This is a genomic window from Mycobacterium attenuatum (assembly GCF_900566085.1).
GTDB lineage: Bacteria > Actinomycetota > Actinomycetes > Mycobacteriales > Mycobacteriaceae > Mycobacterium > Mycobacterium attenuatum.
The window spans coordinates 45,521-59,344 of record NZ_UPHT01000138.1; the positions used below are offsets into that span (position 1 = coordinate 45,521).

The window sequence follows — 13,824 nt, forward strand, 5'->3', positions numbered from 1 at the left end:
ATGCCAGCCCCGGCGCCGGCACATCGTGGAGCCATGACCCTGCTCAACCTGCTGCCATCCATCGGCCACGCGGCGCCGCGGCGGTTCGACCCCGCGATCTGGCCGACCACTGCCAGTTCCGACGAGGACGGCCGGCTGTGCGTCGGCGGCGTGCCACTCACCGACATCGCCGACGAGTTCGGCACCCCCGCCTACGTGATCGACGAGAGCGACTTCCGCCGCCGCGCCCGTCGCTACCGCGCGGTGTTGCGGGACGTCGAGGTCATCTATGCCGGGAAGTCGTTGCTGACCACCGCGGTGGCACGCTGGGCCCGCGAAGAGGGACTCGGCATCGGCGTCTGCTCACCCGGCGAGCTGGCCGTCGCCCTGGCCGGTGGCGTGGACCCGTCACGCATGATCATGCACGGCAATGCCACCTCGCCCGACGAGCTACGCGACGCCGTGGCCGTCGGTGTCGGGCGCCTGGTCCTGGATTCGAGCCTCGACATCGCCTATCTGGCCGGCCTGGCACGCCGACGCCAGCGGGTGCTCGTCCGGGTAACCCCTGATGTCGATGTTCACGGCCACCGGGAGGTCGCCACCGGGGTCAGCGATCGGCCCGGCGGGTTCACTCTGACCGGAGGCCATGCCGCCGAGGCGGTAAAGGCGGTCCTGGCGCACCCCGTCCTCGACCTGATCGGACTGCATTGCCACCTAGGCCCACAGGTCAGCGACCCGGCCCGCTACGGCGAAGCGATCCGCCGCCTGATCGCGGCCATGGCCGACATCCGGGCACACCACGGAGTCATCCTCACCGAACTCAATATCGGCGGCGGCCATGCCGTCCCCTACCTGCGCGGGGACCCCGAACTCGAACTCGCCGAGTTGGCCGGCGGCATCGAAGACGCGCTGGATGAGGCCTGCGCCGCCGAACACTTCCCGCGTCCGGCCGTCATCGTCGAGCCCGGTCGCGCTATCAGCGCGCGAGCCGGCGTCACCCTCTATCGCGTCTGTTCGGTGAAGACCCGGCCGAATGGCCACACCGTGGTCGCAGTGGACGGCGGAATGAGCGACAATCCGCGCGTGGCGCTGGACGGTGCACACTACACGGTCGCCCTGGCCAACCGACATGGCCTGGGTGTCAAGCGGTCCGTCACCGTGGCGGGCCGGCAGTGCGGCACGGGCGACGGGATCGCCCGCAATGTCGCGCTGCCGTCGGATATCCATGCGGGCGACCTGCTCGCGGTGGCGGGTACCGGCTCCTATCACCACAGCATGGCGTCGAACTACACCATGGTCGGGCGGCCGCCGCTGATGGCAGTCGACGGCGGCCGGGTCCGGCAGCTGGTTCGCCGCGAAACGATCGCCGACATGATGTCGCGCGATTGCGGGTAGCGGCCTACTCCCCCTGCAGCTGAGGATCGGCCTCGAGATGGGTCAGGCCGTTCCAGACCAGGTTGACCAGGTGGGCGGCGACGACCTCCTTCTTGGGTTCCCGCGCGTCGAGCCACCATTGCGCGGTCATCGACACCGAACCCACCAGCGCCTGGGCGTATAGCGGCGCCAGGTCGGGGTCGAGTCCGCGGCGGGCGAAATCGCCGGCCAGGATGGAGCTGACCTGGCTGACGGCGTCGTTGAGCAGACTGGAATAGGTGCCCGAGCTGATCGAAGCCGGCGAGTCGCGGATCATGATGCGGAAGCCGTCGGTACGTTCCTCGACATAAGTCAGCAGGGCCAACGCGACCCGCTCGACGCGCACCCGGGAACGATTGTTGGTCAGCGACGAGGTGATGCCGTCCAGCAGCGCCTGCATCTCCCGGTCGACGACCACCGCATACAGGCCTTCCTTGCCGCCGAAATGCTCGTAGACAACCGGTTTGGAGACGTTGGCGCGTTGCGCGATTTCCTCGATCGAGGTTCCGTCGTAGCCGCGTTCGGCGAACAACGTTCGGGCGATGCCGATAAGTTGGTGCCGGCGTTCGCTGCCGGTCATCCGGGCGCGCGGCGCCCGCGTTTCCCTTTCCGGCTCCTTATCGGGAACAGCCACGTCAATTAGGGTATCCGGTTGCGCGGGGGTTAGCCGCGGGCACTCAGGGCTTCTACTGTGCGCTGAGGGCTTTGAGCGTGCGTCGAGGGTGCCGAGTGTGAGCCGACGGCGCCGAGTGCGCATCAGGGGCCGACGAAGCCGTGATTCTGCCGCCCAATGTGCACAACCGAAGCCACAACTTCACAATCGTTTCCACAATCGTCGCCGGGGGCTCCGGAGTCGATCCGCTTAACGTTAGAGTCTCATGGTGGTGAGCGGGCAAAATGCTCGCCATCGACCGGCAATCCGTCGTGGTGTAATCGGCAGCACATCAGATTTTGGTTCTGAGAGTTCAGGTTCGAGTCCTGGCGACGGAGCGTGGCTCCCGGGATCTTCCCGAGATCGTTGCCGCGAGCGGGCGCGTTCGCGAGCGCGAAACGTAAGGAGGGTCGATGACGTTTCGTGGCGACACCGCCGTCCTGGTCCTCGCGGCCGGACCGGGCACCCGGATGCGGTCGAACACCCCCAAAGTGCTGCACAGCCTGGGCGGGCGCAGCATGCTGGCACACTCCCTGCACGCGATGACCAAACTGGCCCCGCAGCATCTGGTCGTGGTGCTCGGCCATGATCACCAGCGCATCTCTCCGCTGGTCGCCGAGCTGGCCCAGACGCTCGGTCGCACCATCGATGTGGCATTACAGGACCGGCCACTGGGCACCGGTCATGCGGTGCAGTGCGGCCTGTCGGCGCTGCCCGACGATTACGCCGGCATTGTGGTCGTCGCCGCCGGCGATACGCCGCTGCTGGACGCGGATACCCTGGCAGATCTGATCGCCACCCACAGCGCGACGACCCCCCAGGGCAAGGCCGCGGTCACCGTCCTGACCACGACGCTGGGCGACCCGCACGGCTACGGTCGCATCCTGCGGACCCAGGACAACGAAGTGATGGCGATCGTCGAACAAACCGATGCGACCCCGTCTCAGCGCGGCATCCGCGAGGTCAACACCGGTGTCTACGCCTTCGACATCACCGCTCTGCGGTCTGCCCTGAGCCGACTGAGCTCCAACAATGCTCAGCAAGAGCTGTACCTGACCGACGTCATCGCCATCCTGCGCCGCGACGGGCACACCGTCAGTGCCCGCCACGTCGATGACAGCGCACTAGTGGCCGGCGTCAACAACCGCGTCCAACTGGCTCAACTGGGCGCCGAGCTCAACCGCCGAATCGTCGCCGCGCACCAAATGGCCGGCGTCACCGTTGTCGACCCCGCCACCACGTGGATCGACGTCGACGTCGCGATCGGGCGCGATACCGTCATCCACCCCGGCACCCAGTTGCTAGGCCGGACCCAGATCGGCGGACACTGCGTCATCGGTCCGGACACCACCTTGACCGACGTGACTGTCGGCAACGGCGCCACGGTGATCCGCACCCACGGCGCATCCTCGTCGATCGGCGACGAGGCCACGGTCGGCCCCTTCACCTATCTGCGGCCCGGGACCGTGCTCGGAGCCGACGGCAAATTGGGCGCGTTCGTCGAAGTCAAGAACTCCACCATCGGCACCGGCACCAAAGTTCCGCACCTGACCTATGTCGGCGACGCCGACATAGGCGACCACAGCAATATCGGGGCATCCAGTGTCTTCGTCAACTACGACGGCACCGCCAAGCAGCGGACCACCATCGGCTCGCACGTCCGCACCGGTTCCGACACCATGTTCGTGGCGCCCGTGACGGTCGGCGACGGCGCCTACACCGGGGCGGGCACGGTCGTCCGCGCGGACGTCCCGCCGGGCGCGCTGGCGGTGTCCGCGGGCCCGCAACGCAATATCGAGAACTGGGTACAGCGCAAACGCCCCGGTACAGCGGCGGCTCAGGCCGCAGAAGCTGCCGAAAGTGCCCAGCAGAAAGCCGAAGGCAACCAGACACCGTGAATAAGGATCCCGGCTTCCCGGCAACACCTACCGGCCCCGTACGATGGGTAATCCATTTCGATCCCGATACGGCGAGGGCAGCGCGTTGAGCCACGACTGGACCGATAACCGCAAAAACCTGATGCTCTTCAGCGGCCGAGCCCATCCGGAGCTGGCCGAGCAGGTCGCCAAGGAACTCGACGTCCACGTCACCGCGCAGGACGCGCGGGAGTTCGCCAACGGCGAAATTTTCGTGCGCTTCAACGAATCGGTGCGCGGCTGCGACGCCTTCGTCCTGCAGTCCTGTCCGCTACCGGTCAACACCTGGCTGATGGAACAGCTGATCATGATCGACGCGCTCAAACGGGGCAGCGCCAAGCGGATCACCGCGGTCATGCCGTTCTACCCCTACGCCCGCCAGGACAAGAAACACCGGGGCCGCGAGCCGATCTCCGCGCGGCTGGTTGCCGACCTGCTCAAGACCGCCGGCGCCGACCGCATTGTGACCGTCGACTTGCACACCGACCAGATCCAGGGCTTCTTCGACGGACCGGTCGACCACATGCGCGGCCAGAACCTGTTGACCGGCTACATCAGGGACAACTACCCCGACGGCAACATGGTGGTGGTATCCCCCGACTCGGGCCGGGTGCGCATCGCCGAGAAGTGGGCCGACGCATTGGGCGGTGTCCCACTGGCCTTCATCCACAAGACCCGTGACCCACGCGTCTCCAACCAGGTGGTGTCCAACCGCGTCGTGGGTGAAGTCTCCGGCCGCACCTGCGTGCTCATCGACGACATGATCGACACCGGCGGCACCATCGCCGGCGCCGTACAGCTGTTGCACAACGACGGCGCCGCCGACGTGATCATCGCGGCCACCCACGGCGTGCTGTCCGACCCGGCCGCCGAGCGGCTGGCGGCATGCGGCGCCCGCGAGGTGATCGTCACCAACACGCTTCCCATCACCGAGAGCAAGCGTTTCCCCCAGCTCACCGTCCTGTCCATCGCGCCGTTGCTGGCCAGCACCATCCGCGCGGTCTTCGAAAACGGCTCAGTCACAGGGCTTTTCGACGGAGACGCGTAGATGGCCGCGTCCGCCGATGAGAGCGTCATCTACCACAACCCCAGGTGCAGTACCTCGCGCAAGACGCTGGAGTTGTTGCGCGACAATGGCTTTGAGCCGGCCATCGTCGAGTATCTGAAAACACCGCCGTCGCGGGATCACCTGGTGCAACTGATCCGCGACGCCGGAATCGAGGTGCGAACCGCGGTGCGTCAACGCGAACCGCTCTACACCCAACTCAACCTCGCCGACGCCACCGACGACGAACTGCTGGACGCCATGATCGAGCATCCCATCCTGATCGAACGGCCCTTTGTGGTCACCTCGAAGGGCACCCGGCTGGCTCGGCCGCTCGACGCCGTTCGCGAGATTTTGTGATCGCTGGCCGGCGCAACGCGGCCGTCGTCGCTATCGCGGTGACGCTGTCCTCGGCCGCCTGCTCCCCGGCCAAGCCGCCGGACTTTCAATCCATCTTGACGACGGGGTCGACCGCCAGTACCCCGGCTACCACGACCCCGCCCGTCCCGCTGTCGAAGTACCTGGAAAGCATCGGTGTCAGTGGCCAACAGGTAGCGCCGAGCCAACTGAGCGGTCTGACGGTGTCCATTCCGACGCCCCCAGGCTGGTCACCGTACAGCGGTCCGAAGGTCACCCCGGAGACGGTGATCATCTCCAAAGGCGGCAAGTACCCGACCGCCAGGCTGGTGGTGTTCAAGCTCAAGGGCGATTTCAACCCCGCCGACGTGGCCAGGCGCGGCAACGAAGACGCCCAACTGTTCGAGAACTTCAAGCAGCTGGACGCCTCCACGGCGGATTTCAACGGCTTTCCGTCGTCGATGATGCAAGGCAGCTACGACCTCGACGGCACCCGACTGCACAGCTGGAACCGGGTCGTCATTCCCACCGGCCCACCGCCGGACAATCAGCGGTATCTGGTTCAGCTCACGATCACCAGCCTGGCCACCGACGCCGCCGCGAATGCGCCCGACATCGAGGCGATCATTCGCGGCTTCACCGTTGCGACGAAGTCGCGGTGACCAGACCCGAGTCATGACGGCTGGCTAGCAATTTCGCCTCAGTGAGGCGGATGCGCTAACCTGTCCGGGCGTCACGGCGAGGGTGCAGAAGGTCCAGCACCGTTATCGACGGAGACCGACAGTTTCGTCGCGATCCTTGCCGTGCCCCCTATGACCAGGGTTTTCGAGCACACAGGAGCGACACAATGGCTAAGGCTGCAGTCAACCAACTGAAGGTCACGGTGCGGACCGAGACCGGCAAGGGCGCGTCCCGGCGAGCCCGCCGCGACGGCAAGATCCCGGCCGTTCTGTACGGCCACGGCGCCGAGCCTCAGCACTTGGAGTTACCCGGGCACGACTTCGCCGCGGTGCTGCGGCACTCGGGCACCAACGCGGTCCTGACCCTGGATATCGCCGGCAAAGAGCAGCTCGCACTGACCAAAGCGCTGGACATCCACCCGATCCGCCGCACCATTCAGCACGCCGACCTGCTGGTGGTCCGGCGTGGCGAGAAGGTTGTCGTCGAGGTCGCCGTCATGGTGGAGGGCGAGGCCGCGTCGGGCACCCTGGTGACCCAGGAAGCCAGCACCATCGAGATCGAGGCGGAGGCGCTGTCGATTCCCGAACACCTGACAGTGTCGGTGGAGGATGCAGAAGCCGGCACCCAGTTCACCGCCGGACGGATCGAACTGCCGCGCGGCATCAACTTGATCTCCGACCCGGAGCTGCTGGTGGTCAACGTCGTGACCGCGCCGACGGCCGAAGATCTGGCCGAAGAGGGCGCGGGCGAGGCCGCCGAAGGCCTAGCGGCCGAAGACGAGGCCCAGAAAGAGACCGCAGAAGCCGAATCCGCGGCAGCAGAGTAGGCGGATCGCGACGTGGCCGAGCCGTTTCTGGTCGTCGGCCTCGGAAACCCCGGAGACACCTACGCGCGCACCCGGCACAATCTCGGGTTCATGGTTGCCGACCTGTTGGCTGCGCGGTTGGGCTCAAAATTTAAGGGGCACAAGCGTTCCGGGGCCGACGTCGTCACCGGCCGGCTGGCGGGGCACGCCGCGGTACTGGCCAAGCCGCGCTGCTACATGAACGAGTCGGGCCGCCAGGTGGGCCCGCTGGCCACGTTCTACTCGGTGGCGCCGGCCGACATCGTCGTCATCCACGACGACCTCGACCTGGACTTCGGTCGTATCCGGCTCAAACTCGGTGGCGGCGAGGGCGGCCACAACGGGCTGCGCTCGGTGGCGGCGGCGTTGGGCACCAAGGACTTTCAGCGGGTGCGTATCGGCATCGGCCGTCCGCCCGGACGCAAGGACCCCGCAGCGTTCGTCTTGGAGAACTTCACCGCCGCCGAACGCGCCGAAGTCCCGACCATCTGCGAGCAGGCGGCAGACGCCACCGAGTTGCTCATCGACATGGGGCTCGAGTCCGCGCAGAATCGGGTCCATGCCTGGCAGGGGTGATCCGCGTCGGGCGGATCGCTTTTAGTGTGTCGCCGCCGCGGCGTCGGCGACGGCACGGATTGCCTGCGACACCTGCTGGCCGACGTCGGCGCGACCCGGGTCGACCACGCTGAACAGCGGCGCCGGATCGAAGTAGCTGATGTGCGCCGGTCCGCGGCTTTCCGCCCAGACCTGCATGCGTACCGGAACCACCGCGCCGATCGCCTGTGTGGCGCCGAAGAGCGTCTTGCCGATCTGCGGATTACCGACGAAGAAGCTATGCGACCGCTGCAACTGCAATCCGATCGCCTCGAGCCTGCTGGCCTGGTTCACGTCGCCGAGGACGGTCATGCCGTTCTGATCGGCAGCCGTGTGTAACGCGCCGATGGTCCCCTCGAACGAACTCGACGTGTCGACGGTGATGAATGTGGTGTCGACTTTGGTTACCTGAGGGGTTACCTGAGGGGTTGCCTGAGGTGCGGCGCCGGCGCCCACCGCGGCTTCGGCGATGGTGCGGATCGACTGGGATACCTGCCGACCGGCATCGCCGAGAGCCGGGTCGACGGCGGTGAACTCCGGGGCCGGGTCGAAGTAGCTGATATGGGCCGGACCGTCGCCGTCCACCCAGACGTGCACACGTACCGGGATGACCGCGCCGATCGCTTGCGTGGCGTCGAAAAACGTCTTACCGATGCGCGGATTGCCGACAAAGAAGCTATGCGCCCCCGGCAGTTGCAGCCCGGTAGCCGCCAGCACCGCATCCTGGTTGAGGTCGCCGACGATCATCATCCCGTTGTCGGCGGCCGCCTTCTGCAGTGCATCGACGGTAGCTTCGAATTTCTGGTTCGAGGTATAGCTGATGAAGCTTGTCGACACGGTGCGCGGCTGGCTTGAAACACTGCTCGTAGCAGGCGAATTCGTTGATTGCGGAGCGCTGTTCTTGGTGCTGCTGCACGCCGCCGCGGTCAGCGCCACGACGGAAAGGCCAGCGGCAACTCGCGTCATCAGTGATTGCGAGGCGAACAACATGGGCACTGCTCCCTTCGGTTTTCGATGGGGCCGGCTGTTCGGCACGCAGCACTCCGCAGCGGTCACACATCATTCGGGCCACCCACGATCGGTTGGCAAGACCATTCCACCACTGGCATCCGCGAGCAGACACAAAATCGCCCAATTTCCTTGGGAAATGGGCGATTTTGTGTCTGCTCGCGGACTGAAAGCTAGGTGACGAGGGTGACCGAATTCGCCCGTCGCAGCTTGCCCGACGGCGTCTTCGGGATGGTGCCCGGCCCGAGCACCACGACGTTGCGCGGACGCACGTCCACCTCGGCGACCACCTCGTGGGCCACCTGGTGCTCGATGCGGCGAACCTCGGCGGGGTCCTCGAAGGCGTTCGACTCGACCGCCACCGCGAAAGTCTCGCGGGAGTGGCCGGCGTCAAGCCGCACCGCCACCGCGCAGCCCGGACGCACCCCCTCGACCCGGCCGGCGGCCCGCTCGATGTCGGTCGGATAGATATTGCGGCCAGCCATGATGATGACGTCCTTGACGCGGCCACAGACGACGACGTGTCCGTTCTCCATCCGGTAGCCGAGGTCGCCGGTGTCATACCAGCCCTGGGCGTCCTGCGCCGGGATGAACCCGCCCATCGTGATGTAGCCGGGTGTCACCGACTCGCCCCGCAGCTCGATCACCCCGACGCCGCGCGGCGGCAGGATGTTGCCGTCCTCGTCGACGATGCGGGCCTCGATCCCCTGCAGCAGCGGGCCCAGCGAAGCCAGCCGGCGGGTATTGCCCTTGGCGGCCGGCACCGCGCGGCGCAGGGCAGCCAGCAGGTCGGCGTCCACTTCGTCGACCACCAGGCCGGCGCCGCACTCGGAGAACGCCACCGCCAGCGTGATCTCGGCCATCCCGTAGGCCGGCAGGATCGCCTGCGGCTTGAGCCCGAACGGTGCGCCGGCCTCGCACAGGTCCTCGACGTCGGCCGGCTCGACGGGCTCGGCACCCGACAGCGCGAAGCGTAACGAGGACAGGTCGAACTGGCCGGGCTTGGCCTGCTTGCGCAGCCGCTTGGCGAACAGCGAATAAGCAAAGTTGGGGGCCGCGGTCATGGTGCCGCCGTACTTGTCGATCAGCTTGGCCCACAGCAGCGTGTCGCGCATGAAGTCCATCGGGGTGACTTTGACCAGCTCGCCGCCGAAGTACATCGGCACGGTCAAGAAGCCGATCATCCCCATGTCGTGGAACAACGGCAACCAGCTGACCATGACGTCGGTGTCTTCGTTGTACTCGGCGCTGATGTACATCGCCTCGAGATTGGCGAACAGATTGCGGTGGGTGATCTGGACAGCTTTGGGTGAACCTGTAGACCCCGACGTCAACTGCATCAACGCCAGATCGTCCTCGTCGGTCGGAATCGGGTCGACAGGCTCCGACGCCAGCAGTTGCTCGACGGTGAGCACCTTGATGCCCCGCTCTTGCAGCACCGGAGCGGCGGCCATGAACGGATCGGAGATGATGACCGCCTTGGCCTCGATCATGTCGACCACAGTGGTGGTGTCCTCGGCCCACAAGGCGAGGTCGGTGCGGGGGGTCGGCTGATGCAGCATGGTCAGGCTCGCACCGCGCATCCACAGCCCCTGGGCGGTCGGGGCGATCTCCACCGGCGCGCCGGCCAGGACACCGACCGCGTCGCCGTGGCCGACGCCGACGGCCGCCAAGCCGCCGGCTATCCGCCGCGCCCGTTCGTGGACTTCACCCCAAGTGTGCCGAACCGGGGTGTGGGGTTCACCGGTCACCATGCCCTTCGCGCTCTGACGGGCGTTGCGGAACATCTTGTCGGTAAACCTGCTCAAAGCATCCTCCTCGGTTCCGGGCCGGGGGTCCGGGTTCTTATGTTCCGCCTGCTGGACGGCACTTGGTAGCAGGCGCGCGCACACAGTTGGGGAGCAGTTACGTCTCGGTTCGGTGATGAGCTGACGATCCAACGCCGGACCGCACGATGCGCAAGAACCTGGCCCGATATCTGGACCTGCCTGGACCGAAGGCGGTTCGCGGACCGCCCGGCGTGCTGCCCGGCGGACGACGAAATCGCATTCGCTTGCTTACCGCTAGCCGTCACCGCCGATTATCTTAAGCAACTCTTAAGTAACTGCCAAACTCTATCGGCATTTGAGGCGGATTTCACAGCCAAGTCACACCCGTTAGTCGGGCGTTATCGGAGCCGGGACTACCCGGGCCCCGGGCACCGGCCCGGTGGCCACCCGCACTGTCCGGCACACGCCCGCCCCCGACAGCTGCGCGCCGACGTCGATCGCGGACTCCGCCGAGGTGCACAGGAAGGCGCACGTCGGACCGGAACCCGAGACGATGCCGGCCAGCGCGCCGGCCTCGACGCCTGCGCGCAGCGCCCGACGCAGCGCCGGATCCAGGCTTACCGCGGCCGCTTGCATTTCGTTACCTAGCAGCGGCGCCAGCTGCTCCGGATCGCCCGCCGCCAACGCTGCTAGCACCGGTCCGGGTTCGCCCAGCCGCGGCGGGTCACCTGCCTCCCGGAGCCGGTCGAGCTCGGTGAACACCGCCGGCGTGGACAGCCCGCTGTGTGCGAACGTCAGCACCCAGTGGAAGGTGTTGCGGGACAGCACCGTGGCTAGCTCCTCGCCGCGGCCGGTGCCCAGCGCGGTGCCCCCGTGCAGTGCAAACGGGACATCGCTACCCAGCCGCTCGGCGAGCAGCCGCAGATCGCGGCGCGGCAGGCTGAGCTCCCACAGGGCGTTCATCGCGACCAGTACGGCGGCCGCGTCGGCACTACCGCCCGCCATTCCCCCGGCCACCGGGATGGATTTCTCGATGAGAATCGACACATCAGGCGCCCGGCCCACATGTTCGGCCATCATCTCGGCGGCCTGCCAGGCGAGATTGCGTTCGTCAACGGGCAGTTCGGCCGCCCCCTCACCGACCAGCTCCAGCGACAGCACGTCGGCGTTGCGCACCGTCACCTCGTCGGCCAGCGAGACGGCATGAAACACCGTCGTCAGCTCGTGGTAGCCGTCATCGCGGCGATCACCGACCGCAAGGTACAGATTGACCTTGCCGGGCACCCGTACGGTGACCGACCCGGTGGGCACCCACAACTCAGCGGCGTTGCCGTCCGACGCCCTGACCACCGCAGCAGACTATCGCTGTAACCGGCGAACCACACGCAATGGCGCCCGGCGGCTCGCCATCAACCCGCCGAGACCTGGCGTTCGCCGGCTGCGCCGCCGGTGCGCGCCACCTCGCCGGGCGACTGCCCACAGCGCTGCAGCAATCGCACGAAATCGGCGATGGACAAGGTCTCGCCACGGCGAGCCGGGTCGATGCTGGCCGCAAGCAACCTATTCGCCGATTCGCTGCCGGAGCCCGCCCACTGGGCAAACGCGTTGCGGGACGTCTTGCGCCGCTGGGCGAAGGCAATGTCCACCAGTTCGAATACCTGCTGCCGAAAGGCTGCGTCGGTGGGCCACGGCGACGCCTCGTACCGATCGATGCGGACCAACCCCGAGTAGACGCGCGGAATGGGCCAAAAGACGGTCGGCGACACCATGCCGCAACGACGCACCCGTCCGTAGAAACGCACCTTGACACTGGGCACGCCGTACTCCTTGCCTCCTGGCTCGGCGGCAAGCCGCTCGGCGACCTCGGCCTGCACCATGACCGTCACGACGCGAATGGACGGGAACTCTGCCAGCAGATGCAACAACGCCGGCACCGCGACGTTGTAGGGCAAATTCGCGACCACCGCGGTCGGCTCGACGGCCAACTCCTGCGAGCGCACGCCCAAGATGTCGCGGTTGAGCACGGTAAGGCGCTGGATCTCGCTGTGCGAGTGCTCGGCCACGGTCTGCGGCAGCCGTGCAGCCAGCACCGGATCGATTTCGACGGCCGTCACACCGGCGCCGCGGTCAAGCAGCGCCAGCGTCAGCGACCCCAGGCCCGGGCCGACTTCCAGCACCTGGTCCGAGCGGGTGATCCCGGACGCCGCGACCACCCGGCGCACGGTATTGGCGTCGTGGACGAAGTTCTGCCCGAGCGATTTGCGCGGCCGGAATTCGAGGTCTTTGGCCAGCCGCCTGATCTCATTGCGTCCGAGCAGCCGAATAGTCAGCGTGTCCCCGCTCGTCCACTGCATACCGGCCAGGCACCCCAGCCCTGCCGTTGGCGGGTCACCTCGGCGACGGCGATCTGTTCTTCACGGGTGGCCATGTCCGCACGGGGGGCATACCGCAGGCCGCCGTTGGCCTCCCACGTCCCCTGGTCGAATTGCACACCACCGTAATACCCGTTACCGGTGTTGATCGCCCAGTTGCCGCCGGCCTCACAGCCCGCGATGGCATCCCAGATGTTTCCGTCGCTCACCGGGGGCACGTCCGTGCCGGGCTTGGTGCCCACCCGCACCACGGCCTCCCGCGCCGGCGTCACCACGACGTTGGCGATCGGCAGCTTTCCGGTGACCACACCGTTGACCTCGGCCACCGCGAACGTCACATCCTGTTCGCCGGGGGTGCCGGCGTCTTCGACGACCGTACGGCTCATGTTCATTTCCGGGTCTTCGATACGACGCGCGTTCGGCAGCAGCGGCAACCGCTCGGTGACGCGCTCGATGCGGTAGCGGGTCACCTGAATCTGCATGCCGTCGGTAATCGGCATCGTCGCGCTGGGCACCACCTGGTCGCTGTCCTGCAGCGGTATGCCGGCAGCGTCCAGCAGGCCCGCCACGTTGGGCGCTGCGAGGTGCACGGTACGCACCGCCCCGCCGTCGTTGATCTCCACCGTCTTGGCGCTGACGACCGGCAGCGCCATCCCCGCCAGCGGGACCCGGCTGCCCCGGGAGGCGGCCGCAGGGGCAGTGTCGGTCATGGCCAGTTGCGCCAACGCTTCGTCCACCGTGGATGCCGTTGTCCAGACCTTCTTGACGTCGTGACCATCCAGCGAGATCTCCAGCGGGCGGCTGCGCCGCAACACGATGTTCTCCGAATCGTGGACCGCCACGTCAGCCGCGGGGTACAGGTCATCGCGCCCGTCGACAGAAAAACCGTTCTCCTGGACGACGTCGATCACCCGCGACTTCATCGTCGTGACCCGCATCGCGGTTCCATCGACGGTCAGCGTCACGGTCTTGGCGGCCGAAACCGCATACCCGCCGGCGAACGCAAGGCATAACAGTAGGGCGCCCGCTAGCAGGCGCAACATCGGTGATTCGGTTTGATGAAGTTTCGTAAGCAGATTCAATGTGCGACTATCCCCGACCTAACCAACAACCTCAGCAACGACCCAGCAGCAAGATCCACACATTCCAGCCGAATTCGGCTGAAAACGCCAAAATGGGCCCCGGAGGCCCACC

The 13,824-nt window shown here is 66.9% G+C and carries 14 protein-coding genes and 1 tRNA gene; 9 read left to right on the forward strand and 6 right to left on the reverse strand.

Features of this window, described 5'->3' with window-relative positions; genetic code table 11:
* Nucleotides 1-33 precede the first annotated feature (33 nt).
* A complete protein-coding gene (gene lysA / locus EET13_RS22330; RefSeq protein ID WP_122444315.1) occupies nt 34-1,374 on the forward strand; it encodes a diaminopimelate decarboxylase in 1,341 nt (446 codons plus the stop codon).
* A 4-nt stretch (nt 1,375-1,378) separates the two neighbouring features.
* On the opposite strand, the gene EET13_RS22335 is transcribed toward lysA, so the two are convergent.
* Nucleotides 1,379-1,972 (reverse strand): TetR/AcrR family transcriptional regulator, encoded by a 594-nt coding sequence (locus tag EET13_RS22335; RefSeq protein ID WP_023367088.1) that lies wholly within the window; start codon nt 1,970-1,972, stop codon nt 1,379-1,381.
* Nucleotides 1,973-2,310: 338 nt separating this feature from the next.
* On the opposite strand from EET13_RS22335, the gene EET13_RS22340 reads away from it, so the two are divergent.
* From EET13_RS22340 to pth, 7 genes are all read left to right on the forward strand, one after another.
* A tRNA-Gln gene (locus tag EET13_RS22340) sits at nt 2,311-2,382 on the forward strand.
* Nucleotides 2,383-2,457: 75 nt separating this feature from the next.
* Nucleotides 2,458-3,942, forward strand: coding sequence for a bifunctional UDP-N-acetylglucosamine diphosphorylase/glucosamine-1-phosphate N-acetyltransferase GlmU (gene glmU / locus EET13_RS22345; protein ID WP_122444316.1), 1,485 nt, complete (start codon nt 2,458-2,460; stop codon nt 3,940-3,942).
* Nucleotides 3,943-4,027: 85 nt separating this feature from the next.
* A complete protein-coding gene (locus tag EET13_RS22350; protein WP_122444317.1) occupies nt 4,028-5,008 on the forward strand; it encodes a ribose-phosphate diphosphokinase in 981 nt (326 codons plus the stop codon).
* Nucleotides 5,009-5,365 carry an arsenate reductase (glutaredoxin) gene (gene arsC / locus EET13_RS22355; protein WP_122444318.1) on the forward strand — a complete coding sequence of 119 codons (357 nt, stop codon included), beginning with the start codon at nt 5,009-5,011 and terminating at the stop codon, nt 5,363-5,365.
* Between the two features lie 32 nt (nt 5,366-5,397).
* Nucleotides 5,398-6,024: an LpqN/LpqT family lipoprotein gene (locus EET13_RS22360; RefSeq protein WP_425293715.1), complete on the forward strand. Its 627-nt coding sequence runs from the start codon at nt 5,398-5,400 to the stop codon at nt 6,022-6,024.
* 185 nt (nt 6,025-6,209) lie between these two features.
* Complete coding sequence (locus EET13_RS22365; protein WP_122444319.1) at nt 6,210-6,869, forward strand: 50S ribosomal protein L25/general stress protein Ctc; 660 nt, start codon at nt 6,210-6,212, stop codon at nt 6,867-6,869.
* A 12-nt stretch (nt 6,870-6,881) separates the two neighbouring features.
* A complete protein-coding gene (pth, locus tag EET13_RS22370; protein WP_122444320.1) occupies nt 6,882-7,463 on the forward strand; it encodes an aminoacyl-tRNA hydrolase in 582 nt (193 codons plus the stop codon).
* A gap of 21 nt (nt 7,464-7,484) precedes the next feature.
* Here pth and EET13_RS22375 read toward each other — a convergent pair whose 3' ends face one another.
* The gene (locus EET13_RS22375; protein WP_244604048.1) at nt 7,485-8,318 is read right to left on the reverse strand and encodes a DUF302 domain-containing protein; all 834 of its coding nucleotides are present in this window, start codon (nt 8,316-8,318) and stop codon (nt 7,485-7,487) included.
* Between EET13_RS22375 and EET13_RS31850 the strand changes: the two genes are divergently transcribed.
* Complete coding sequence (locus EET13_RS31850) at nt 8,302-8,670, forward strand: hypothetical protein (protein WP_244604049.1); 369 nt, start codon at nt 8,302-8,304, stop codon at nt 8,668-8,670. The two genes, EET13_RS22375 and EET13_RS31850, sit on opposite strands and share 17 nt — an antisense overlap.
* Here EET13_RS31850 and EET13_RS22380 read toward each other — a convergent pair.
* The 4 genes from EET13_RS22380 to EET13_RS22395 all read right to left on the reverse strand — a co-directional run bounded on the left by EET13_RS22380 (nt 8,663) and on the right by EET13_RS22395 (nt 13,712).
* The gene (locus EET13_RS22380) at nt 8,663-10,297 is read right to left on the reverse strand and encodes a fatty acyl-AMP ligase (RefSeq protein WP_122444357.1); all 1,635 of its coding nucleotides are present in this window, start codon (nt 10,295-10,297) and stop codon (nt 8,663-8,665) included. The genes EET13_RS31850 and EET13_RS22380 overlap by 8 nt on opposite strands.
* 348 nt (nt 10,298-10,645) lie before the next feature.
* Nucleotides 10,646-11,608, reverse strand: coding sequence for a 4-(cytidine 5'-diphospho)-2-C-methyl-D-erythritol kinase (locus EET13_RS22385; protein WP_211189119.1), 963 nt, complete (start codon nt 11,606-11,608; stop codon nt 10,646-10,648).
* 59 nt (nt 11,609-11,667) lie between these two features.
* Complete coding sequence (gene rsmA / locus EET13_RS22390; RefSeq protein ID WP_122444322.1) at nt 11,668-12,612, reverse strand: 16S rRNA (adenine(1518)-N(6)/adenine(1519)-N(6))-dimethyltransferase RsmA; 945 nt, start codon at nt 12,610-12,612, stop codon at nt 11,668-11,670.
* Entirely contained in the window at nt 12,585-13,712 is a 1,128-nt protein-coding gene (locus EET13_RS22395) for a resuscitation-promoting factor (protein ID WP_211186500.1), read from the reverse strand. Before EET13_RS22395 ends, rsmA begins: the two co-directional genes overlap by 28 nt.
* Nucleotides 13,713-13,824 lie beyond the last annotated feature (112 nt).